This is a genomic window from Flavobacterium laiguense (genome assembly GCF_003097655.1).
In the GTDB taxonomy this organism is placed as follows: domain Bacteria; phylum Bacteroidota; class Bacteroidia; order Flavobacteriales; family Flavobacteriaceae; genus Flavobacterium; species Flavobacterium laiguense.
The window spans coordinates 77,759-102,286 of record NZ_QCZH01000010.1 but is presented as its reverse complement, the minus strand read 5'-3'; the positions used below and the strand labels follow the sequence as shown (position 1 = coordinate 102,286).

The 24,528-nt window shown below is 32.4% G+C and carries 18 protein-coding genes; 4 read left to right on the top strand and 14 right to left on the bottom strand.

All coding sequences use genetic code 11. The features are described from left to right. On the top strand, positions 1-1,208 hold a 1,208-nt coding region (locus DB891_RS10600), incomplete at its 5' end, for an OmpA family protein (RefSeq protein ID WP_148666415.1). A 78-nt stretch (positions 1,209-1,286) separates the two neighbouring features. On the opposite strand, the gene DB891_RS10595 is transcribed toward DB891_RS10600, so the two are convergent. The 12 genes from DB891_RS10595 to DB891_RS10535 form a co-directional block, all read right to left on the bottom strand. Next, entirely contained in the window at positions 1,287-1,787 is a 501-nt protein-coding gene (locus DB891_RS10595) for a CAP domain-containing protein (RefSeq protein ID WP_394335995.1), read from the bottom strand. 401 nt (positions 1,788-2,188) lie between these two features. Next, positions 2,189-2,689, bottom strand: a complete 501-nt coding sequence (locus DB891_RS10590) for a CAP domain-containing protein (RefSeq protein WP_116763317.1) — start codon at positions 2,687-2,689, stop codon at positions 2,189-2,191. Between the two features lie 509 nt (positions 2,690-3,198). Then, the gene (gene pdxH / locus DB891_RS10580) at positions 3,199-3,843 is read right to left on the bottom strand and encodes a pyridoxamine 5'-phosphate oxidase (protein WP_116763313.1); all 645 of its coding nucleotides are present in this window, start codon (positions 3,841-3,843) and stop codon (positions 3,199-3,201) included. A gap of 31 nt (positions 3,844-3,874) precedes the next feature. Further along, a complete protein-coding gene (locus tag DB891_RS10575; protein ID WP_116763311.1) occupies positions 3,875-4,780 on the bottom strand; it encodes a ribonuclease Z in 906 nt (301 codons plus the stop codon). A gap of 84 nt (positions 4,781-4,864) precedes the next feature. Then, complete coding sequence (locus DB891_RS10570; RefSeq protein WP_116763309.1) at positions 4,865-5,197, bottom strand: ribonuclease Z; 333 nt, start codon at positions 5,195-5,197, stop codon at positions 4,865-4,867. 9 nt (positions 5,198-5,206) lie between these two features. After that, the gene (locus DB891_RS10565) at positions 5,207-6,133 is read right to left on the bottom strand and encodes an aspartate carbamoyltransferase catalytic subunit (protein WP_116763307.1); all 927 of its coding nucleotides are present in this window, start codon (positions 6,131-6,133) and stop codon (positions 5,207-5,209) included. 67 nt (positions 6,134-6,200) lie between these two features. After that, positions 6,201-6,740, bottom strand: a complete 540-nt coding sequence (gene pyrR / locus DB891_RS10560; protein WP_116763305.1) for a bifunctional pyr operon transcriptional regulator/uracil phosphoribosyltransferase PyrR — start codon at positions 6,738-6,740, stop codon at positions 6,201-6,203. 555 nt (positions 6,741-7,295) lie between these two features. Continuing rightward, the gene (locus DB891_RS10555) at positions 7,296-8,915 is read right to left on the bottom strand and encodes an ABC-F family ATP-binding cassette domain-containing protein (RefSeq protein WP_116763303.1); all 1,620 of its coding nucleotides are present in this window, start codon (positions 8,913-8,915) and stop codon (positions 7,296-7,298) included. Between the two features lie 223 nt (positions 8,916-9,138). Continuing rightward, positions 9,139-11,211, bottom strand: a complete 2,073-nt coding sequence (locus tag DB891_RS10550; RefSeq protein ID WP_116763301.1) for a beta-N-acetylhexosaminidase — start codon at positions 11,209-11,211, stop codon at positions 9,139-9,141. Positions 11,212-11,333: 122 nt separating this feature from the next. Next, a complete protein-coding gene (nagB, locus tag DB891_RS10545; RefSeq protein WP_116763299.1) occupies positions 11,334-13,271 on the bottom strand; it encodes a glucosamine-6-phosphate deaminase in 1,938 nt (645 codons plus the stop codon). A gap of 518 nt (positions 13,272-13,789) precedes the next feature. Further along, a complete protein-coding gene (locus DB891_RS10540; protein ID WP_116763297.1) occupies positions 13,790-15,370 on the bottom strand; it encodes a RagB/SusD family nutrient uptake outer membrane protein in 1,581 nt (526 codons plus the stop codon). A 12-nt stretch (positions 15,371-15,382) separates the two neighbouring features. After that, positions 15,383-18,430 (bottom strand): SusC/RagA family TonB-linked outer membrane protein, encoded by a 3,048-nt coding sequence (locus DB891_RS10535; protein WP_116763295.1) that lies wholly within the window; start codon positions 18,428-18,430, stop codon positions 15,383-15,385. A gap of 281 nt (positions 18,431-18,711) precedes the next feature. On the opposite strand from DB891_RS10535, the gene DB891_RS10530 reads away from it, so the two are divergent. From DB891_RS10530 to DB891_RS10520, 3 genes are all read left to right on the top strand, one after another. After that, positions 18,712-19,752, top strand: a complete 1,041-nt coding sequence (locus DB891_RS10530; RefSeq protein ID WP_116763293.1) for a sensor histidine kinase — start codon at positions 18,712-18,714, stop codon at positions 19,750-19,752. Continuing rightward, entirely contained in the window at positions 19,742-20,443 is a 702-nt protein-coding gene (locus tag DB891_RS10525) for a LytR/AlgR family response regulator transcription factor (protein ID WP_116763291.1), read from the top strand. Before DB891_RS10530 ends, DB891_RS10525 begins: the two co-directional genes overlap by 11 nt. 708 nt (positions 20,444-21,151) lie before the next feature. After that, positions 21,152-22,588: an MFS transporter gene (locus tag DB891_RS10520; protein WP_116763289.1), complete on the top strand. Its 1,437-nt coding sequence runs from the start codon at positions 21,152-21,154 to the stop codon at positions 22,586-22,588. Between the two features lie 166 nt (positions 22,589-22,754). Here DB891_RS10520 and fsa read toward each other — a convergent pair whose 3' ends face one another. Then, a complete protein-coding gene (gene fsa, locus DB891_RS10515) occupies positions 22,755-23,411 on the bottom strand; it encodes a fructose-6-phosphate aldolase (protein ID WP_116763287.1) in 657 nt (218 codons plus the stop codon). 174 nt (positions 23,412-23,585) lie between these two features. Then, positions 23,586-24,389: an SDR family oxidoreductase gene (locus DB891_RS10510; RefSeq protein ID WP_116763285.1), complete on the bottom strand. Its 804-nt coding sequence runs from the start codon at positions 24,387-24,389 to the stop codon at positions 23,586-23,588. Positions 24,390-24,528 lie beyond the last annotated feature (139 nt).

Here is a 24,528-nt window from a genome sequence, read left to right as displayed (position 1 = left end):
AAGGCAAAAAAGGAAAAGATGGAAATAAAGTTACTCTAATTAAAATATACAAAGCCAGTTATGTAAAAAATGATTGGACCAATATAATAGAATTACCCTTTAATAGTGACAACTACAGTACGGCTCATCCCGCTCTTAGCGCCGATGAAAAAACGTTGTATTTTGTATCGAATATGCCAGGCTCATTGGGAGAATCGGATATTTTTAAGGTGAGTATCAATAGCGACGGCAGTTATGGCACCCCCGTGAATTTGGGCAAAACCATAAATACACCCGGCAAGGAAACCTTCCCGTTTGTTACCGATGACAATGAAATTTATTTTGCCTCGGATACCCATTCTGGTCTTGGGGGACTCGATATATTTGTGGCTCAAATCAAGGAAGATGGTACTTTTGGTCAAGTCCAAAACGTAGGTGCCGATGTCAATTCCCAAAAAGATGATTTTGCTTACTTAATAGACACCAAAAGTCGAATTGGCTTTTTTTCCTCCAATAGAGAGAACGGAAAAGGATATGACGATATCTATCAATTCTTAGAAACCAGACCCATAAAATGTAAATACGAATTAAACGGTACCACAACGGACTTATTAACCGCTGAAATACTTTCCAAATCTAAAGTCTCGCTATACGATGACCAGCACAAATTACTCAAAACAACGGAATCCGATGATAAAGGGTATTATTCTTTCGATATAGAAGGCGAAAAAACATATAGTGTGAGAGCCGAAAAAGAAGAGTATACCACAACCGAAAAAACCATTGCAATTGCAGAGAAAGACTGTAAAACCCAACTGAATCTGACTTTTGAAAAAGCATTATGCAAAGTGGCTGTTGGAGATGACTTGGGGAAATGTTTTGGAATCAAATGGATCTATTTTGAATTTGACAAATCAACTATTAAACCAGAAGCGGCATTGGATTTGGCTAAAATACTGGATGTTATGGGGGAATACCCCAACATGAAAATTGACATCCGATCCCATACCGACAGTAGAGGTACCTCTAAATACAATGAAGGATTATCCGATAGAAGAGCTAAATCAACCAGAGAATGGTTAATTCAAAACGGTATCAACCCAAACCGATTGTCCAGCAAAGGATATGGTGAAAATCAATTATACAATAATTGTTCCGATGGCGTAAAATGTACCGAAGATGAACATCAACAAAACAGACGTAGCGAGTTTATTATTACCGCTTTATAAATTAAAACAACTCTTAGATTCCAAAAAGGCTACCCTTATCAGGTAGCCTTTTTGAAATCTATTCAATTGTAATAAAATCTATATTTTCACGAAAATGTTTGTGTAATATTTTTTGCCAGTTGCAGAATTCTCTCTAATTGCAATACCAAAATGAGTATAATTACCCTCTATGTTTTCTCTGTGTCCTTCGCTATTCAACCAAGCATCAAAGACCCCTTTTGCACTATTGTAATTATAAGCTATATTTTCGCTTACATTTTTAGCGCCTAACACTTTCATTATGTTTTCTGAACGGGCTATAAAATCATTATGGTTTACCACATTATTAGCAATCATATAATGATTATGCTCTTCAGATTTGTATGAAATATGGTTTATCTTTTCTAAGGCATTTAAACCAAGACTAACTCTATGATTATTAATCAAAGCCATCGTTTCTAACTCTAAAGGGCTGTATTGATAATCTAAAACAATTGATGGTTGTGATTCTGAAGTTGAACTACTGTCTTCTGTTGAACAAGAATACATAGAACTTAAAATAAAGGCAAAAAAAGCCAAGCGAAAAAATTTTGAATTCATAATAATTATAGTAGTTTAAGCTTAAAGTAGATTGTGGGGCAAACTTCTTTAAAGTTGATGGTTAGGTTAATATTTTACGGTTTTATTATTTTTCAAATAAATACCTTTTATGTTAAACTACCAAACAAAATCGACAAACTACATCATTAAAATTTAAAGATTAATAATTTTCCTAGAATATTATCTATAATATGATGATTGACATTGCTAAGAAAGAATATCCAATCAACATAATAAAAAAAATAGACATCAAAACAATCAACCATTTTAAATAAAAACAATAACAATGAGAACTTATAAAAAAAAGCAACAGCCATTTGTCTACTACTGTCTAAAAATTTTACTTTCTTTTTTATTAACCCAGTCTTATTTTCAAGGATTAGGCGTCTGTCTAGTAAAAACTATATTTTTACGAAAATGTTTGTATAATACTTTCTGCCATTTACAGGATTCTCTCTCACTGCGATACCAAAATGAGTAAAATCACCTTCTATGTTTTCTCTGTGTCCTTCACTTTTCAACCAAGCATCAAAAGCTCCTTTTGCAGTACTGTAATTATAGGCAATATTCTCACTTACTTTTTTAGCTCCTAAAGCTTTAATTATGTTTTCGGAACGGGAGACAAAATCATCATGATTAACCACATTATTAGCAATCATATAATGGTCATGTTCTTCAGATTTGAACGAGACATGGTTTATTTTTTCTAAAGCATTTAAACCAAGACTAACTCTGTAATCGTTAATCAAAGCCATGGTTTCTAATTCTAAAGGACTGTATTCATAGTTTAAAACAACTGGCAATTGTGATTCTGGGGTCGGATCACTGTCTTCGGGAGAACATGAAGCCATAAAACTCAAAATAACGACAAAAAATGTCAACGGAAGTAGTTTCGAATTCATAATAATGTAGTTTAAGTTTAAAGTAGATTGTGGGGCAAACTTCTTTAAGATTAATATTTAGATTAACAACTTAATTCTATATCAAAGTAATGCTTTTTAAGTTAAACAGACAAAAAAAACCGACGAAATGCATAAATAATAAAAACTATAAAGTACTTATCTTACTTTTTTTAACTTTAAAACAACAATTCAAAAAGAAATACAATTGATGATTATAGAAAGAGGTTATTTTTTCGAAATGCTTAGAACTGAGTATTTACTAATTCAGCAAAAACACAGCTGCGATATATCCCATATTATTCCAAATTGCATACTGATTTTCAACCAAATACAACACCAAAAACAAACTAAAACAGAACCATATAAGCACAAAAAAAGCAGTAGTAAACTTTTGTTTACTACTGCTTTTTTAATTGTACTATTCATTTACATCATTCCAGTACCAATCACTCGGAACGAGGCATCAGATCATATATTCTAATAATCCTCATAAAACTTATGCAATCAGTTTATGGAGCTAAACGATTTATCTTCCAAGAATAATCTTCTTGAAAAGTATATCGAATGCGATCATGCAAGCGGTTGGGTCTTCCTTGCCAAAATTCTACTTCTAAGGGGGTTACTAAAAAACCTCCCCAATGTTTGGGTCTTAAAATTTCTTTCCCCTCATACTCTTTCTCTAATTGTTTCAAATTTTCTTCCAGATAATCACGGGAAGGTACAATCTCACTTTGATTGGAGACTATTGCACCTAATTTACTCCCATCTGGTCTTGATTCAAAATAACCATCCGAAATGTTCTCGGGTATTTTCTCGGCTATTCCTTTTATAATCACTTGACGCTCTAAACTATCCCAAAAAAAAGAAAGACAAACTTTCGGATTATTAGCTATAGCCCTACCCTTTTCCGAATTATAATTGGTATAAAAGACAAACCCTTCTTCATTAAATTTTTTCAACAATACCACTCTTGATTTCGGGAAACCATCCAAACCAATTGTAGAGACGGTCATTGCATTGACTTCTCCAGCACCATCAAAATCTTCTACCTCATGAAACCATCTATTAAAAAGATTTATCGGATCTTCTGGAATAGAGGATTCTAACAATTCACTTTTTTCATACGACTTTCTGTAATCACTTAGATCATGCATTTTTATATCTTTTTAATATTCTAATAAATTACTAAAATTCAAAAACTTTGCCATCATCAGTCAGTAAAACTGCTGCAAAAATTGTTTGGGCTTCTTCTTTAAATAAATCAATAGTAGCATATCTGGTAGAATAATGTCCTAGTAATAATTGCTTTACATTGGCTTTTAAAGCTATTTTAGCGGCCTCTTTGGCTGTAGAATGCATTGTTTTTCCTGCCAAAGCTTCTTCTGAATCTAAAAATGTAGATTCATGATATAATACATCTACCTCTTTTATAATAGGAATTATTGACTCATAATATTTGGTATCCGAACAAAAAGCATAACTCATTGGTGCAATGGGATCAAAAGTCAATTTTGCGTTTTCAATAACCCTACCGTCTTCTAAATTAATATCTTTCCCTTTTTTTATATTTTGATAATAACATTTATCAATTTCAAAATTTTGGACGGCTTTGAAGTCTAATAGCCTATCTCCAGTTTTTTCTTGAAACAAAAAACCATTTGTATACACTCGATGTTTTAGTGGAATTGTTTTGACGATTACTTTTTCATCTTCAAAGATTGTTTCACTTTCGTTAGACTCTAATTCGTGAAACAACAATTTATAATTGGTCCAGGAATTCGACAATCTCAATTGCATTTCAATTATTTCTTTTATTCCTTTTGGACCAAAAACATGTAGATCGGTAATGCGTCCTAATAAGGCAAATGTTGAGATTAAACCAATTAATCCAAAAAAATGATCACCATGTAAATGGGAAATAAAGATATGGTTGATTTTTGAGAATTTCAATTTGTTTTTTCGCAACTGTACTTGAGTCCCTTCCCCGCAGTCTATTAAAAAAAGTCTGTTTTTAATATCTAAAACCTGTGAAGTAGGATTTGTAAAAGATCGTGGAGTTGCGGCATAACAGCCAAGAATGGTTAGTTTCATTTTTTAGTATTCTATAGCAGTATTCAGCGCAATGTACAGTTCCAAATAATTGTTTTGAAAAGACTTCCCTTCAGGGGCTGGGGGCTAAAACCCTAAATCTCTTTCAATTTCATCCATTTCGATCATATCATGTGCTTCTAGTTGAGTTGGCACAACAACAATAGATTTGGGAACTTTGTTATAATCTATATCTTCAGCAACTAAAACCAATGATTTTTTTTCTTTTTTATGCTTTTTGGCTAAATCAGAAAAAATGGTAATTGATTTTACATCAACTGATTTGTCATGGGAAATGTCCAAAATAAGATTATGCTTCTTAAAACTATTGTATTGATTATTTATTTTCTCTAAAAACGCTACAATATTTCCTTCGGTATCTTTAATTATAATAGTATGTCCTTTTGTAGTAACTTTCATTATATGAGTTTATTGAATTTTTGAAGCCAAAAGATAGATTACTGCCATTCTAATGGCAACACCGTTTTCTACTTGATTTAAAATTACAGATTGTTGTGAATCTGCTACATCACTTGTTATTTCAACACCGCGATTTATAGGTCCTGGATGCATTATAACGATCTCTTTGTCGAGCGAATCAAGCAAGGCTTTATCTACCCCATACTGTTGTGCATATTCTCTGGTAGATGGAAAAAAATTTACATCCATTCTTTCATTTTGAACGCGTAACATATTAGCTACATCACACCATTCTAAGGCTTTGCGTAGGTTTGGCTCTACTGTTACTCCAAGTGATTCTATATATCTAGGTATAAGCGTTTTTGGACCACAAACCTTAACTTCTGCACCTTGCATCTGCAAAGCGTATATATTGGATAACGCAACTCTTGAATGTAAAATATCTCCAACAATAACTACTTTTTTACCGGCTACATCACCCAATTTTTCTCTAATAGAATAACTGTCTAATAACGCTTGAGTAGGATGTTCATGAGCTCCGTCTCCTGCATTTACAATACTGGCCTTTACATTTTTAGACAAAAAATAAGCAGCTCCAGGGTTTGCATGTCGCATGACAACCATATCTACTTTCATAGAAAGGATGTTATTAACGGTATCAATAAGTGTTTCTCCCTTTTTTACCGATGATTGGGCCGCCGAAAAACTTATCACATCTGCCGATAACCTTTTTTGAGCCAATTCAAATGATAATTTTGTTCTGGTACTATTTTCAAAAAAAATATTAGCAATAGTAATATCTCTCAATGAAGGTACTTTCTTTATCGGTCTATTAATGACTTCTTTAAAATGATCGGCAGTTTCAAAAATTAGGTCAATATCTTTTTTGTTAATGTATTTAATCCCTAATAAATGATTTACACTTAGTTCGCTCATCTTTTTTGCTGTTTGTTATTTATTGTTTCATGTTGTTTAGAAATTATAGATTTCGAGTCAAAAAAGTCTAATTTGTTTCTAAATAAACTCCGTCCTCGCCATCTTGTTCTACCCAACAAACTTTTACTTTCTCACCATTGATTGCGTCTACCTGACGACCTCTATAATCGGGCTGTATGGGTAAATCGCGACTAAAACGGCGATCAATTAATGTTAATAATTCAATCCCAGAAGGTCTTCCAAAGGATTGAATCGCTGTCAATGCCGCACGAATACTACGCCCAGTATATAATACATCATCTATAAAAATGACTTTTTTATTTTCAACTAAAAAATCGATTTGGGTTTTGTTGGCTTCTAAAGACTTGTTCGCTCTTCGAAAATCATCTCTAAAGAAAGTGATGTCCAAATACCCTAAAGCAATGTTTGGAATTTGATACTCATTTTCTAATATTTCTTTCAATCGTTTTGCTAAAAAAGTACCTCTAGGTTGAATCCCTATTAAAATTGTATCTGAAAAATCAAGATGTTTTTCAATCAACTGACAGGCCAAGCGGTTCAAAATAATATTGACTTCTTTAGAATTAAGCAAAACTTTTTGATTCATATGTTGGTTTTTATTGTTTTTTAAAGGCCATATGTAATTCGCATATCAACATTGGTGCTTGCGACCAATTTTAGGTAATGCTCATTTCATATTTTAAGGATTTTCTTTGGTTAAGCAAATATACAAATTCCGATTTAGGATTTATTAAATAGAAGCCGAGAAATATTTCTTTTATTTACAAAGGGAAGAAAAACAATTTATTTTAAAACTGAACCGTTCACTATTACTTAATCTAATATGACTATCCGTAACTAATACCAGGGCAATGACAAGGCTAACGCCTAAAAAAAATAGCCACAGATTCACAGATTAAAATTAGATTATTAACAACTAAATATACACAGATTCCTTATAAAGACTATAAATCAGTGCCGTTTCTAAAAGGTATCAAATTAAAAAAAATCAGTGAATCTGTGGCAAAAAAAATACTTGGTATGTTTTGCGGCAGTCATATTAATCTAATGCACAAAAAACTCCCGCTATATCGAACAACGGGAGTTTTTTTTATAACATAGACAAAATCAAAAATCTGAAATCGTTAATCTGAAATCAAAATTATATTGTATACATTTTTGTTCTTAATTCCTGAACTTTTTCATCATCCAGATAATCATCAAAAGTCATGTAACGGTCAATTGCACCATTTGGCGTCAATTCTATTACTCTGTTACCAACCGTTTGAGCAAATTCATGATCATGAGTGGTAAAAATAACAGAACCTTTGTAATTTTTCAATGAATTATTGAATGCTGTAATCGATTCCAAATCCAAGTGATTTGTAGGTTCATCCAACATTAAAACATTGGCTCTTTCCATCATCATTCGAGACAACATACAACGTACTTTCTCTCCTCCTGATAATACATTACAGGTTTTTAAGGCCTCTTCACCAGAGAAAATCATTTTACCCAAAAAGCTACGAATGTTTACTTCATCTCTTTCTTCTTCGGTTTTTACCCATTGGCGCAACCAATCTACAAGAGAATAATCATTTTCAAAAAACGAATGATTATCTCCCGGTAAATACGCTTGATTGGTAGTAACCCCCCAATCGTAAGTACCAGAATCTGCTTTTTGATTCCCGTTTAAGATTTCATAAAAAGCAGTAGTAGCACGCGAATCTTTAGAGAAAAGAACAATTTTGTCGCCCTTCGCCATATTCAAATCTACTCCTTTAAACAATAATTCTCCATCTACAGAAGCGCTTAAATCCTGAACGTTTAAGATTTGATCTCCTGCTTCACGCTCTTGATCAAAAATAATCGCTGGATAACGACGACTCGATGGCTTAATTTCTGATATATTCAATTTAGAAATCATTTTTTTACGAGAAGTAGCTTGTTTTGATTTGGCAACATTCGCAGAAAAACGACGGATAAATTCTTCTAATTCTTGTTTCTTTTCTTCAGCCTTTTTGTTTTGTTGAGCACGTTGTTTAGCCGCTAATTGACTTGACTCATACCAAAACGTATAATTCCCTGAATAATGGTTTATTTTACTAAAATCAATATCAGAAATATGTGTACAAACTGAATCCAAAAAGTGTCTGTCGTGAGAAACTACAATTACGGTATTCTCATAATTTGCCAAGAAATTTTCTAACCAAGCAATCGTTTCAAAATCTAGATCATTAGTAGGCTCATCCATAATAAGTAAATCTGGATTTCCAAAAAGGGCTTGTGCCAAAAGCACACGAACTTTTATTTTACCTTCCAAATCACCCATTAAAGTATAATGGTTGTCTTCTGTAATTCCAAGATTAGATAACATGGATGCTGCATCTGAATCAGCATTCCATCCATTCATTTCTTCAAACTGAACTTGCAACTCCCCTATTCTATCGGCATTTTTATCATTATAATCAAGATAAAGCGCGTCCATCTCTTTTTTGACAGCATATAAGACTTTATTCCCCATCATAACGGTTTCAAGAACCGTATGTTCGTCAAACATATTGTGGTTTTGATTTAAAACCGACATACGTTTTCCAGGTTCCAAATGAATATGTCCCGAAGTCGGGTCCATATCACCTGCTATTATTTTAAGAAAAGTTGATTTTCCAGCACCATTGGCTCCAATAACTCCATAAATATTTCCGTGTGTGAAGGTAGTATTTACTTCGTCGAACAAGATTCGTTTGCCAAACTGAACTGATAAATTATTGACTGTTAACATGAAGATCTCTTTATTAAAATTTTGTGCAAAAGTATAAAAAATAGTGGAATTTACGAGTCATAATTACACTTAATATATAACTAGCATTATACCTATTAATTTCAAAAAAAAACCTGGTAACGAATTACCAGGTAAAAAAATTTAACTTAAATAAAAATATTATTAAAATACAAATAACCAAACTCAATCCTAACAATAACTATTTTCATCTTTATTTTTTTTACTAAGCTTGAACTAACTTTTTCAAACTATTATATACCGCTAATTCAACATCGGCATGTTCTTTTGTATTACACTTCTCTAGTAAATCATTTAGTATAGAAGGATCTACGTTTTGCTTCTTATCAATTTTCAACAATAGTAATTCAGACAAATCATTTAATTTCTTAGATAGAGGCAAAAGTGGTTGAATAAGTGGTGCATTATTACTTAATTGAATTAGATCCACATTCATCTTAATCCATTTACTTAGATAATTTGTCACTACAATTTGATTTTCAACAGATTTGTTATTTAAATAATTAATCACTGCTAAATCAAATCCTAAAGCATCTGTGGCGTCCGGAGTACAAGCATCTGCAAATAATGTTAGCGGCGAATACATTTGATATTCAGTTCCTCCTTTATTCCTTGAATATTTTTTGATAGGCTCACAAATATTGGATAAATCTTCTAAAGCGACATTCTTTTGATTATTGCTAATATTTCTTAGCAAAGCTTCTTTACTTTTTATGTGAGTCAAACCAAGTTCTTCTAATCTAAAAGAGATCGTTTTTAATCTTTTACGCAAACTATTGATATCCGTTACCGATTTATCGGACCATAATCTTTCCGCTATTGCAGCGGTTCTTGGCCATATTCTAGAATCTAAAGTGCTCGGTGTAACTAATTCTGACCACATAGTGGCTTCGCCACCCAAAATTCTGGCTTTTTCTTCGTCGGTGAGCGTTACATTACTCGGCATTGGATCCACAGTATAATGATCTTCAACACCAAAAACCAAATCAATGTAATATCCGTTAGACAAAACCGTTTTATATCCCCCTTTTACAGCATCTACAAGTGATTTTCCTGCAGGAACACCTTCATTAACACCTTTCCAGGAATGAATAATGGCATCTTTAGACATATTTTTGGTCATAATTTCTTCCCATCCCATCAATTCTTTATTGTGCTTTTTGAGCATCGGAATCAATTGCATCGTAAAATAAGTCTGCAATTCATGGTTGTTCGCTAGATTATGCTTCTTTTTGAACTCTTGTATTTTAGGATTAGAATCCCAATCTTTCCCTTCGTTTTCATCTCCACCTATGTGAAAATACTTCCCTGGAAAAAGCGGACAGACTTCATCAAAAAACTCGTTTAGTAACTGGTATGTTTTAGGGTTTGAAGGATCTAATGTTGGCGAAAAGATACCAGCATTTCTTTCAACACTATACGTTTCTATTTGAGCAGATTGCTTCCCGTTTTCGATAGTGTTAGAATTCATTGTTACAACCTTACTCCCAATTTCTGGATAAGCCGTAAGTATTGCAGATCCGTGACCGGGAACATCTATTTCGGGAACTACCAAAATTCCTCTGTCATCAGCATATTTTACTATACTTTTAATCTCTTCTTGAGTATAATAATTCCCATCCGAAGCCATCTGAATTAATTTCGGGTGTTTTTTCATTTCAATTCTCCACCCTTGATCATCTACTAAATGCCAGTGAAAAACATTCATTTTTACTGCTGCCATTCCATCAATATTTCTCTTTACAACATCTACCGGCATAAAATGTCTTGAAACATCCATCATCAGACCTCTCCAAGTAAATCTTGGAAAATCTGAAATTATTACATTCGGAAAATAATAGGAATTATTGTTGTTTTGCAATAATTGCAACAATGTTTCTAAAGCATGTAAGGCTCCTAAATCTGTAGTAGCGTTAATCGTTATTTTATTTCCGACAATCTTAAGCAAATAACTTTCGTCTTCATATAATTCAATTTTCCCACTTCGAACACAATTTATTTGCAATTGAGCAGTAGGAACTTCGTTGGTATTTGTTATAAAACCTTGATCGAAAAACAGTCCTGTTCTACCATCCAATCTTCTCAAAAAATTAGTAGCACCATTAAATATTCTAGAATTTGGCGCACCAGTAATATTCACTTTAAAACTTTTAGTTAAAGTAAAAGTACCTTCTGTCAAGATTAAATTTTGAGGCCATGGCATAACATCCAGTTGCTCTTTTTTAATTTGAGCAGAAGCGATAAAAGAGGCAAATAAAAAGATTATTAGGTATTTCATTTTTTGTTATTACAGTTTATTGACAATCGAATTAGGTGGGATTAAAAAAAGTACGAACCAAAATCAAAAAATGATTTTAATGAATTTGGTCCGATACTTTCAAAACAAACTCAACTTAATTTTTAATATTCAAAACGTTTAAAAGCTTCGATAGCCTCATATTCGGCTAGCCCTAAATCATCGTATAATTTTGCGGTATTTTTGTTACGATCTTCGGCACGAACCCAAAATTCTCTGGCATCATTTCCTTGAAACATTACTCTGTCTTTTTGAGATTGGTGACATAAAATGGCTTGTCGTTTCGTCATAACTTCATCTGGGCTTAACGGAACAGCCATATCTATTTCATGGATATCCCATTCGTGCCAAGCACCTCTGTATAACCACAACCAACAATCATCCATATATGGCTCTGATTTTAATTCTCCCATTGCCGCAAAAATAGCATTCAAACACACTTCATGTGTCCCGTGTGGGTCAGCAAGATCTCCAGCAGCGAAGACTTGATGTGGTTTTATTGTAGCAATAATATCTTTTACAATAGCGATATCTGCAGGTCCCAAAGGATTTTTTTGTACCACTCCTGTTTCGTAAAACGGTAAATCTAAAAAATGAACATTTTCGTCTTTCAATCCAATATACCTAACTCCGGCATAAGATTCTCTTCTTCTAATTAAGCCTTTCAATTTACGCACCTCCAAAGAGTCCATTTGACCTTGAGTCTTAGCATTTATGGTATCAATAACCGATTGGAAATTAATTCCGGATTTGTTTTCTCCCACAAAATCATTACACACTTCGGCAAACTTTAAGGCTTCATCGTCAGTAACGGCAATATTTCCTGAAGTTTGATACACTACATGTACATCATGACCTTGCTTAATTAATTTGGCAAAAGTTCCTCCCATAGAAATTACATCATCATCTGGGTGTGGGCTAAAAAGAATAACTCTTTTCTTTGCTGGAGTTGAACGTTCCGGTCTATTAGAATCATCCGTGTTTGGTTTCCCTCCTGGCCATCCGGTAATAGTATGTTGTAAGACATTAAACATATTGATATTCAAGTCATACGAAGAACTTCCGGCTGCCAATAAATCTGACATACCGTTGTTGTTATAATCTCTATCCGTTAATTTAAGAATGGATTGTTTTGTTTTTTGGCACAACCAAACAATCGCTTTGCTTTTTAATTCTTGAGTCCAAATACACTCCCCTACTAACCAAGGTGTTTCTAATCTTGTTAATTCTGAGGCAGCACCTTCATCTAATATAAAAGTGGTATTATTATGATTTTGTAAAAAAGTTGCTGGAACCTCAGAACTAATATCTCCTTGGATTGTTCTTTTAATTATAGATGCCTTGTTTTGCCCCCAAGCCATCAATACAATTCTTTTGGATCTAAGGATTGTTGAAACTCCCATCGTAATCGCTCTTTTAGGAACGTTCCCGATACCATTAAAATCTCCGGAAGCATCAACTTTTGTAATATGATCTAATGTAATAATGCGGGTTCCCGAGTTGATATGCGAACCAGGCTCATTGAATCCTACGTGACCTGTACGTCCAATTCCTAACAATTGAAAATCAAGTCCTCCAGCACTTTTAATTTTTATTTCATAATCAACACAAAATTGATTCAAATCTTCGATAGCAATAGTACCATCAGGAATATTTACATTTTCAGGATTGATATCTACATGATTAAAAAGGTGTTGGTGCATAAAGTAATGGTAACTTTGATTACTTTCCTTTGGCATAGGATAATACTCATCTAAGTTGAAAGTCACCACATTTGCAAAACTCAAGCCTTCTTCTTTGTGCATGCGAACCAATTCTTGATACACTTTTATGGGAGAAGAACCAGTTGCCAGTCCTAGTACACACGGTTTATTTCTCTCTTGTTTCGAACGAATTAAATCTGCAATTTCATGAGCCACAACAACTGAAGCTTCTATTGAATTTTTAAAAATGACGTTGTGTATTTTTTCGAAACGGGTTTCTTCAAACTGCCCTGCCGTCTTAAAGCTTATGTCTTTTTTTAAAATTGACGAAGTAATCATAACGTGTAAGTTTTATTATTAATTTTTTATTTTAGTCTGTCTATTATTTTCTTTGAAAGGATAAATGAACTTTATTAATTATCAAATTCATTTTGGTAATTCAATAAAACATTTTAATAATTTATTATAATTTTTATATTAATTAAATTCTCTATTATAAAGCATCAAACCCTTATTTTTAGAAGAATTTCTATTAATACATTTCAAAAGTATACCTATTATCATTCTTATAAAAATAAAAAAAACCAACAGCAATAGTTCTTATACAAACAGCATTATTTAATCAATAATGTGTATTTTCAAGTCAGTAAAAAGGATATCAAATAGCAATTAATTTTAATGCAATCCTTAAAATTAGCCCTATTCGTTATAGTTTTTTACAAAAAACAAGTAATAACCTTATCACTTATTATATTCAAAAAACAATTCTTTTTCTGTTAGCAACGGTATTAAAAATGGTATAAGTAACTTGCATTACTTATACCATTAATTTTAACTAATTCAATTAATCTATAGGACTAGAAGTTACCTGCAGTAGTATCCCACCATAATCTAGTTCCTCCATTGTCAGGCCCACCTAATTTAGCAACCCCTGTTGCAACACCACCAGGGTTACCATCTTTTTCAGACTGTACAAAATTTATTCTACGAGGTCCAAACTCAGTAGTGATTTTTCCACCACTAGTATTGTGTAACGCTCTGAATAATTTAGGATATCCTGTTCTTCTGTATTCAGACCAAGCTTCTTGACCTTCTGGGAAGTTAGCAATCCATTTTTGAGTAATGATTTTTTGAAGAGCTACTTCATTAGAAGCTGCACCATCCCATGCAATAGTCACTTTGTTTACTGCTGCTGCATTATTAGCGGCATCTTTAACATCAACAAAATCTCTTGCCATTTTTACATTATCAGTTATGTAAGAAGCTGCACCAGAAGCACCATGTTGTCCAAATGAAATTGTAATACCTACTTCATATAAACCTTGAGCAGTTCCTCCCATATTCCATCCTCTTAAAGCTCCTTCAGCTCTTAAGAAAAATACTTCAGCAGTAGTCATTAACACTTTTTCATTTGATCCAACAATTGAACCAATTTCAGACATACCAGTACGATCAGATTTAGCAATCATATTAATACCTGTACGAACTCCTCTGTATTGACCAGCAAAATCAGCTGATTCTTTAAAATATTTAGCAAGTCTTGGGTCAGTATACCCATTCATGATAGATTCCATATCTGCAGACATTCTAATATCACCCCATGCAGAAGAGATCGTTAAAATTGGATCAATGTAATTAGGAATAATAACTTTAGCGATATCTGCATTAGTTGTCATTACACCAAATTTATGATTAACCGCTTTTTCAGCTTCTGTTTTAGCCAAAGCCGGTTTAATCTTAACAACTCTCATTGCTAAACGTAAACGCAATGAATTTGCATATTTAACCCATTGTTTGTAATCACCGGCATACCCACTCATGTCTATACTTCCAAAAGTTGATTTTTCACCCGCATCTACTCTTTTAGTTAATTCTGCAACAGCGAAATCAAGTTCAGAAAACATTTTAGTATATACTGCTTCCTGTGAATCATAAGGAATTGTAGTATTTGTAGTTCCAAATTCAGAATATACAATTGGTCCAAATACATCAGTTACCCTATGCATTCCTTCTACTTTTAAGATCAAAGAAACAGCATAAAATTGATCGTATTTTCCTTTGGTTCTTTGCTCAATTTTAAGTGAATTTGCCATTACATCCGTATAAGGCAAGCTCCAGATAAAACCATTCCAACCATCAACATAGTTATAATTTGAGTTGTCTCCTGCAGCCCCTTTAAAAGGAGTTGGGGTAGCCATATAACCTGACCATATATCCGCATTTAGATTTTGTTGCAATTGGTATTTCCAATGCGTAGTATTAAAAATTCCTGTAAAAACAGTACTGAAAGGAACTTTTACATGATTAAAATCTTGCTCAAGTTCTTGAGCAGTAATCCCAGTTGGATTCGTGTTAATTTCGTTGAAATCACTTGTACAACTTACTGCGGCAAGCAATGTAGCACATATAGCAGTTGTTTTTATTTTATTTAGTATCATGATGATATAAGATTAGAAAGTTACATTTAAATTAAGACCGATACTTTTTGTAGAAGGCGCTGCGTAAATATCAATACCTTGTAAACCATTACCTGTACTCAAAGAAATATTTGGATCAAACGGTGCATCTTTGTAGAAGAAGAATAAATTTCTACCTACTAAAGATAAACTAGCTGCTTTGAAAATTTTGCTGTTTTTAATATCAAATGTGTATCCTAAAGCTAATTCTCTCAAACTTACGTTGGTCGCATCATATACATATTCCCCAGTAGCACCTTCTCTACCTCCAACTTGGTTATAGTAGCGCTCTGTATCGTATTTCCCTGCAAAAGCTTGTCCCGCTTTTGTTGTACCAGGAGCATAAACTGCATTAATATCTACACCACCAGCATCTCTAACATTCCCAGTTACTTGAGAAACTCCATATTTATCATTCAAGGCTTCAGTCATACTCATTACATCTCCACCAAAACGTCCGTCAATTGTAAAGTTTAAGAAATAGTTACCATATTTGAATGAGTTAGTCAAACCTAACATATAATCTGGATTTGCATTTCCAACTTCTTCAAAATCAGTTTTTTGAATAGAACCATCTTCATTCAACAATATTCTACCTTGAGCATCTTTCTTAAGGTTAATCCCTTCGATAACTCCAAATGGACGACCATTGATTAATGAATATCTATAACTGTTTACACCTGGTTGAGTCAAAATAACTGTACCTCCTAATTCTTCCGGTAATCCAGAAACTTCATTGTTGTTTTTAGAGTAGTTTACAGTAGCATCCCATTTGAACTTGTCATTATTAATAATTTTAGCATTCAATAATACCTCAAAACCATTATTAGAAATTACACCACCATTGTAAGCATAATTTTGGTATCCTTCTGCATTTGTAGATGGAGCAGGAATTGTAAGCAATTGATCTTTAGTCTCATTATTATAATACGTCAATTCTATACCAAATCTATTGTTAACAAATCTCCACTCAGTACCTAACTCATAAGAAGATTGACTTTCTGGTTTCAAAGTAGTACCTGGTCTTGGACCAACAGTTGGATTGATGTTGTTTGGATTTGCCGCAGTATAAGCAGAAGTTGGAGAAGTGTAAAACGCAGGAACGTCATTACCCACTTGAGCATAAGAAGCACGAACTTTAGCAAATGAAATTGATTCTGGCATTTTAAAAGATTCAGAAATAAGCCAAGTTGTACCTACAGAAGGGTAAAAGAAAGACATATTACCTGTATTAGCCAATGTAGAAGACCAGTCATTACGTCCTGTAATGTCTAAATACAACATGTTTTTGTAACCAAAAGTTGCAGCAGCAAAAACTGATTGTTGCTCTCTCTTGAATCCGTAATTTTGAAAATTACCTGTATTAGAGTTAAAATTATGAAGAGTAAACCAGTTTGTAATACCTAAACCAGAAGGATCTGAGTCTAAAACCGTTTCATCATTAATAGAGCTTTTTGTAAAACTGGTACCTACGTTTGCAAAAAAGGTAAGATTATCATTGATTTTAGTGTTAATTGTAGCAATTAAATCACCATAATTTTGAGTACTTACGTTATTAATGTTAATATATCTACCATTTGGATGAGATAAAGTACCTTGAGTAGTTGCATAAATTTCTTTATCAAATTCAGCAGTAATTCTATCATAATTGTATCTTGATCCAACAGAAAGCCAATTATTTACTTTGTAGTTCAATCCAACAGAACCATTCATATATTGATTAGAATCTTTAGATTGATTACGGTACAATCCCCAGTATGGATTTTGTAAGATATCTTCATTAGTCATCCAGTTTTGAGCCATTAAATTTCTAGCAGGATCAAATACTTCGAAATTATTTTTATAATATTCAAAATCATTTCCTCTTGGCATCAAATAAAGACCTGTAAGCGGGTTAAAATACAAACCACTAGTTGGTCTGTTTGTTACATCTTGAGAAGTATAATTTGCATTAGCATTAACAGTCAATTTATCCCCAAAAAATTTACCCATTTGTCTAAGGCTAAAGTTGTTTTTACTCAAACTGTTTGTTGGTAAAACACCGTTAGCTGTAGTATTGGCATAAGATACATTAGTAGCAGAATTTGCAGAACCAGTAGAGAAACCAAAAGAAGATATTTGAGTTATACCTGTATCAAAAAAGTCTCTAGTATGATCTGGAGTACTTTGAGCAGCTCCCCATGATTCTTTTGCACCTGCTTTAGCAATGTATGAAGTTTGAAATTTAGGCAAATAAGCAGCTGTTTCAACTGTTGTATTAGAAGAAGCTCTGAATGAAGAAACACCTTCTTTTGCTTTTTTAGAAGTCAATAAGATAACCCCTCTTGCACCTTGACTACCATATAAAGCAGTTGCAGAAGCACCTTTAAGCACTGTCATCCCTTCAAAATCATCTGGATTTAATAATCCGATAACATCTCCACCATCACGGTTACCACCTTGAGTAGAACCAAATGCATCATTTGGCTGAATAGAAGAAACATTCAACATTGGTACACCATCAACAACATATAGAGGATTATTGTTTGTAGTAGATGAATTTCCACGAATAGTAACTTTTGTAGAACCTCCAGTACCACCAGCACTTTTAGTCACGGCAACTCCTGCAATTTTACCTGAAATTGTATTCATAAGATTCGCATCTTTAGCTCTAACCAACTCTTCTCCTTTTAATTCTTGTGCAGAATAAGTCAAAGATTTTTTAGATTTTTTTACACCTAATGAAGTAACCACTACTTCCGTTAAAGCTGTAGAACCCGCTTCGGCCAATTGTACATTAACTGTACTTGATTCTCCTACTGTTACACTTTTAGTTTCATATCCTAAATAAGAAATTACCAAAGTTTCACCAGCTTTTGCTTCAATAGTAAAAGAACCATCAAAATTTGTTGATGCACCGTCTTTCGTCCCTTTCACATTAACATTTGCGGCCGGTAGTGGAGTGCCTTTTGCATCTGAAACAACCCCCTTGATTGTTTTTACCTGTGCAAGAGAAACTTGCGCAGTAAAAATAACCATTACGATTAGAAAAATTTTTTTCATTTTTAAATTATTTTTGTTAGTTATGATGTAAATTTATATGGAAGGTGATTTTCAAAAAAATAAATTAAACCAACAACATTGTTTTTTAAACAAACGACAGATATTTAACAACAATGCGTTTTACGAAAACGTTTTCTAAAGTCCATTACGGGATTTTTAATGCTTTTTATATGATATAATTCTATTTTTATTGACAAATTGATTAATGTTGCACTAAATAATACAAATGCTTACCGTTTTTTAGATTTTCAATTGTATTATAATAATCTAAAAGTCCAAAAATGAAAAAATTAAATCTTGACATTAAAGCACAATATCATTTATGGTTTTGGGTAATCTATTTTTTTCTCAACTTTTTGCGCTGGGGAGCCTATTTTAACGATTATGAATATTCCTTAAAGTCAAACATCATCGAATTCTGTTTGCACATTCCTTTAGTATATTTCAATATATATATACTTGTACCAAAATATGTTCTTCAAAATAAATATTACAAGTACACTTTGGTATTATTTTTGAGTCTGATAATTGTATATGTTTTAAAAACAGGATTAACCTACTTTATTATATCAAAGGACATTTGGCCAGAAGCCAATCGAGATTACCACCCCTTCGATATCAATCACATTGTAGCCGTTTGTATTGGAGAATTGTATGTTTTGGCAATTGCCACTTCAATTTATTTCATGTTAACCTGGCTTAAAGAAAGAGAACGAAACAGGACTATAATGGTCAATCAAAATAAAATTAAATTAAAATATTTAAAAAATCAGATTCAGCCTCATTTTTTTTTTAACACCTTAAATAACCTATATGCATTATCATTAGAATCATCTGATAAAGTTCCAGATGTAATTATAAAACTTTCTAATTTGATGGAATATGTCTTATATGACATAGAAGGCTACAAATTTGTGCCATTGATAAAAGAAATAGATTACATTCAAAATTACATTGAAATTGAAAAACTGCGTTTTGAGAATGTAGAAGTACGGATGAATCTTGAATCAAATATAGATTCAATCAAAGTTCCGCCTTTATTATTTATTTCATTAATAGAAAATGCATTTAAACATGGAGGAGTAAACAATGATAAACTCAAAATAAAAATAAATATTAGAGTTACAAAGACTATGCTTGAATTTGAAATATTAAATAATTTTGTAATTTCACAAAATATAAAAAACAAAAAAGGAATTGGGTTAACCAATACCAAAAAAAGATTGAAACTAATTTTTAAGAATAATTTTACCATCACACAAAAAGTGAAATTTAATTTTTATATAATCACATTACAAATACCACTGTACAATGAAGATTAAATGTGTATTGATAGACGACGAACCATTAGCTATAAAAGTATTACTTAATTATTTTGATAATTTTTCAGAATTTGAGGTAATTGGTACATTTAACAATTCATTAGAAGGGCTTGAATTTATAAATACCAATAGTGTTGATGTTGTTTTTTTAGACATCAATATGCCTATGATGACCGGATTTGAACTAATAAGTCTTCTCGAAAAAAAGACCCGTATCATTATAACCACTGCTTTCAGGGAATTTGCTGCAGAAAGTTATGATCTAGAAGTACTTGATTATTTGGTAAAACCTATTCCTTTACCAAGATTCATTAAATCCATTCATAAAATTGAAGCCGATTTTAATTTAAAAAATAATATTAAGGTCGATAACCATCGCATAGAACCCCATATTTTTATTAAAGTCGATAAAAAAATGGTCAAAATAAATATTGATGAAATTCTTTTTATAGAAGGAATGAAAGAATATATTAAAGTGGCAACTACTGATAAAACGTATATTACGCACAAATCATTAACATCCTTGACCGAAGAAATGCCTGCAGATCGATTTATGCGAATTCATAAATCATTCACTATAGCATTAAACAAGGTAAAATCAATTGAAGGGAATCGAATACATATAAACTCTTATACTATTCCTATTGGACGAAATTACAGCAAGGAAGTGAAAATTAGAATATTAGAATAAAAAATCATTTTTTTATTTCCTTGTTTTTTTTAAGAAATTAAAAGCCGAACAAAAACAACCACAACACACTGATAAACTGAGTTTTATATTTACAAACTCACTCTACACCTTAAAAAAAACCTTCTGAGAATTTGATATTTTATTTCTAACTGAATAATACCCGAATATCGAAATGTCAGAAGACTTTTTTTTGGCTGAAACTATAAATTCAAATTCATTTGTGTTTTACTTTTTTACACCATTAAGAATGCAACTATTATTTTTTGAGCCTCTCCTATAAATAAATGCAAATTCAATTTCAGACTTTTCTTTAACCACAAAGAAATTAAAGATTATTTAAGCTCAAAGCTTAATGAATTCTAATGGCTATTATTTTGACTTTAAAATTTCATTCATTTAATTCTATGCAAGTCACTAATTTTAAGATTCTATTTGAAAATAGATAAACTTAGTTTTTTTTAAATCTAAGTAACACGAATTACTTTTTAGACAATAGTACATCCTTTTTCATTCTGACAATCATTAATAATGAATTTTAACGGTCTATTTTTCCCAAAAAAAATCACTTTGTTGAAGAATTTATGTCGTTTATATAAAAGTAAAAAAAATTATCCCCTTTAATTTTTTTTAGAAATTCCTAACAAATATATTTACACTCTTGCAGCATCAAAAAAACAAATTATTAACTAAAAAATTAAATTTTAAATTATGAGTTCAGAAAATTCACAGACCAAATGGGGTCAATTTATCCCTTTAGCCATCGTATTCTTCTTTTGGGGATTTGTAGCTGCAAGTAATGACATTTTAATTCCCGTATTCAAAAAAGCCTTTGATTTATCACAAGGTGAAAGCCAATTAGTGTCATTAGCATTCTATATTGCTTATACCGTTGGTTCCATAATCTATATGCTTGTTTCAGTTTTAATCAAAGAAGATCTAGTTAATAAAATAGGTTATAAAAACGGGTTGTCATTAGGATTAGGTATTTCTGCTCTTGGAACTTTATTGTTCTATCCTGCGGCAAACACTCATTCGTTTCCTTTAATGCTAACTGGTTTATTCATTGTCGCTTTAGGTTTTTCATTGCAACAAACAGTGGCAAACCCTTTAGCAATAGCATTAGGGCCTATTTCTACAGGTTCACAACGTCTTACCATGGCAGGCGGAATTAACAATCTAGGAACTACTATTGGCCCCTTAATTGTAAGTTTTGCTATTTTTGGAACCAATGCCAATGGTACTACAAGCATGAGTATCGAAAGTGTTAAAATTCCTTACTTAATACTTGGATTAGCATTTTTGATAGTAGCGATATTATTAAAATTTTCTTCTCTTCCAGACAAACCAAAATTAATTGATGAAATGGAAAACGAAGGAAAACCAACAAAAAAAACAGCTTTACATTACTCCCAATTGGTTTTAGGGATGATTGCCATTTTCTTATATGTTGGAGTTGAAGTTTCTACAGCAAGTAATTTACCTGCTTATATGGAAACAAAATTAGGATTTAGTCTGCAAGATATTGCTCCTTACATCTCTTTATATTGGGCGAGTTTGATGATTGGTCGTTGGACAGGTGCAGTTGAAGCATTTACAAACGACATGAGTTTACAAAAAATACTTCGTTTTTTAGCCCCTTATTTGGCGTTTGGAGTTTTCTTAGCCGTAAATGCAATAGCGAAACACGATTTAACTCCTTTCTACGTATATGGATTAGTCATTTTAATATTAATTGCTGCCGATATCGCCAGTAAGGGAAATCCAGCCAGAATGTTGCTTATATTTTCTACTCTAGGAATTATAGCCTTACTAATAGGAATGACAACAAGCGGAATGGTTAGTGTTTATGCCATTACAAGTGTTGGTTTATTTTGCAGTACACTTTGGCCATGTATCTTTACTTTAGCTGTTAGCGGTTTAGGGAAACACACTAGTCAAGGAAGTAGCTTCTTAATCATGATGATTATGGGTGGTGGTGTTGTTAGTTGGTTTCAAGGCTTTGTTTCAGAAAGTATCGGTATCCAAAATAGTTATATTGTAGGTGTTCTTTGTTTTGCTTATTTAGTTTTTTATGCATGGAAAGTAAGCGGAATATTAAAAAGTCATGGAATCGATTTTGACAAGAAAATTGCTGGAGGACACTAAGAAGTATTCAGTTTTCAGATTGCAGTATTCAGTAAAACGAGTACAAATAAAAATCCCATTTTACAAATTAGTAAAATGGGATTTTATTTTATTCAAAAGTAGACTAATCACTGATTACTATCCCGCAAGTTTCGGAACTGAAAACTGTAAACTGAAAACTTTTTTCTTACTTGTTTCCTTTCTCGAAATCAGCAACAAACTGAGCCAATCCGATATCTGTCAATGGGTGTTTCAATAAACCATAAATAGCAGATAATGGTCCTGTCATAACATCTGCACCAATTTTTGCACAGTTTACAATATGCATAGTATGACGAACAGAAGCTGCAAGAATTTGAGTTTCGTAACCATAGTTATCATATACTAGACGTATTTCTTCAATAAGTGCTAAACCATCAGTAGAAACATCATCCAAACGACCAATAAATGGAGAAACATAAGTAGCTCCAGCTTTAGCAGCCAATAAAGCTTGCCCAACAGAAAAAACTAAAGTTACATTTGTTTTAATATCTTTATCAGAAAAATATTTAGCAGCCATTACTCCTTCTTTAGTCATTGGCAATTTAACTACGATTTGCTCGTGTAAATCAGCCAATTCCTCACCTTCTTTAATCATTCCATCGTAATCTAGTGCGTTTACTTCGGCACTTACATCACCATCAACCAAATTACAGATATCAACATAATGTTTCAAGATGTTGTTTTTTCCAGTAATTCCTTCTTTAGCCATCAAAGTTGGATTAGTCGTAACTCCGTCTAAAACGCCTAATGCTTGTGCTTCTTTAATTTGAGCTAAATTAGCTGTGTCAATAAAAAATTTCATAATATATTTATATTTAATTGTGTGTTCGAAAAATTAGGTGCAAAATTACGAAATCAATATCAATAACAATTGCAATTTCAATTACAATATCAAAAATCAATTCAAAAAAATCGAATAATCAAATTACTCTTCTAGTATCTTTCATCTATCCGTCTATTATCTATCCGTCTAACCTTACAACTTATAATGATTCATAAGCATTTTTTCATATACTTTATCTGGAAGCACTCTTTTTAATACAATAGAAAACTTTTGCATAAAAGCACCAACTTTATAATGTATTTTCGGATTTGGATTTTGAATTACCGCATAAACTGCTTCTGCCATTTCGTTTGGATTACTACCACTATCTACGTGCTCATCCATGGTTTTTAGGTTATTCCCGTAAGGCACCTCATAAGCTGAACCTTTAATTACTGGAGCATGAAAACGCCCTGCAGCAATATTTGTTGCAAAATCACCTGGAGCAATATTGGCAATTCGTATTCCAAAAGACTTAACCTCCATTCTCAATGCTTCGGTAATTAACTCTAAAGCTCCTTTGGACGCCGAATAAATACTGCGATATGGTAAGCCCATATATCCCGCAATTGAGGTTACATTAATGATCAAACCCGAATGTTGTTCACGCATTTGTGGCAATGCTGCCTTCATTACTTCAATTGGACCAAAAAAATTGGTTTCAAAATTATTTTTAATTTCATTCATCGGAATTTCTTCCAAAGGACCAGTAATACCAACACCAGCATTGTTAATTACTACATCTAGTCTTCCCGAAATTGCTATCACTTTGGCAACAGCCAAATGAATTGAATCTACATTCCTAACATCTAAAGCTATTAAAGGAAAAACCGAATTAAGAATACGTTCCGGATTTCTACTCGTACCATACACCACAAATCCTTTATGATGCAAAAATTCCCCAATAGATTTCCCAATTCCCGAAGATCCTCCTGTAATTAATACTACTTTATTCATTGTTTGGTGTTGTGATTAATAGATGTATTTATAAGCCAATGTACTTTATTTTAGACCGTTTACCAAGTCGAGTACAATCTATACCTAATTAAGAAAGGTCCGAAAATAAAAAAATCCTCCCGAAGGAAGACTACTTTTG

What these genes read in the sequence shown, in the direction of transcription:
- DB891_RS10595 (WP_394335995.1), bottom strand. Translation starts at nt 1,787, where the DNA reads ATGAATTCAAAATTTTTTCGCTTGGCTTTTTTTGCCTTTATTTTAAGT.
- DB891_RS10590 (WP_116763317.1), bottom strand. Translation starts at nt 2,689, where the DNA reads ATGAATTCGAAACTACTTCCGTTGACATTTTTTGTCGTTATTTTGAGT.
- pdxH (WP_116763313.1), bottom strand. Translation starts at nt 3,843, where the DNA reads ATGCATGATCTAAGTGATTACAGAAAGTCGTATGAAAAAAGTGAATTG.
- DB891_RS10575 (WP_116763311.1), bottom strand. Translation starts at nt 4,780, where the DNA reads ATGAAACTAACCATTCTTGGCTGTTATGCCGCAACTCCACGATCTTTT.
- DB891_RS10570 (WP_116763309.1), bottom strand. Translation starts at nt 5,197, where the DNA reads ATGAAAGTTACTACAAAAGGACATACTATTATAATTAAAGATACCGAA.
- DB891_RS10565 (WP_116763307.1), bottom strand. Translation starts at nt 6,133, where the DNA reads ATGAGCGAACTAAGTGTAAATCATTTATTAGGGATTAAATACATTAAC.
- pyrR (WP_116763305.1), bottom strand. Translation starts at nt 6,740, where the DNA reads ATGAATCAAAAAGTTTTGCTTAATTCTAAAGAAGTCAATATTATTTTG.
- DB891_RS10555 (WP_116763303.1), bottom strand. Translation starts at nt 8,915, where the DNA reads ATGTTAACAGTCAATAATTTATCAGTTCAGTTTGGCAAACGAATCTTG.
- DB891_RS10550 (WP_116763301.1), bottom strand. Translation starts at nt 11,211, where the DNA reads ATGAAATACCTAATAATCTTTTTATTTGCCTCTTTTATCGCTTCTGCT.
- nagB (WP_116763299.1), bottom strand. Translation starts at nt 13,271, where the DNA reads ATGATTACTTCGTCAATTTTAAAAAAAGACATAAGCTTTAAGACGGCA.
- DB891_RS10540 (WP_116763297.1), bottom strand. Translation starts at nt 15,370, where the DNA reads ATGATACTAAATAAAATAAAAACAACTGCTATATGTGCTACATTGCTT.
- DB891_RS10535 (WP_116763295.1), bottom strand. Translation starts at nt 18,430, where the DNA reads ATGAAAAAAATTTTTCTAATCGTAATGGTTATTTTTACTGCGCAAGTT.
- DB891_RS10530 (WP_116763293.1), top strand. Translation starts at nt 18,712, where the DNA reads ATGAAAAAATTAAATCTTGACATTAAAGCACAATATCATTTATGGTTT.
- DB891_RS10525 (WP_116763291.1), top strand. Translation starts at nt 19,742, where the DNA reads ATGAAGATTAAATGTGTATTGATAGACGACGAACCATTAGCTATAAAA.
- DB891_RS10520 (WP_116763289.1), top strand. Translation starts at nt 21,152, where the DNA reads ATGAGTTCAGAAAATTCACAGACCAAATGGGGTCAATTTATCCCTTTA.
- fsa (WP_116763287.1), bottom strand. Translation starts at nt 23,411, where the DNA reads ATGAAATTTTTTATTGACACAGCTAATTTAGCTCAAATTAAAGAAGCA.
- DB891_RS10510 (WP_116763285.1), bottom strand. Translation starts at nt 24,389, where the DNA reads ATGAATAAAGTAGTATTAATTACAGGAGGATCTTCGGGAATTGGGAAA.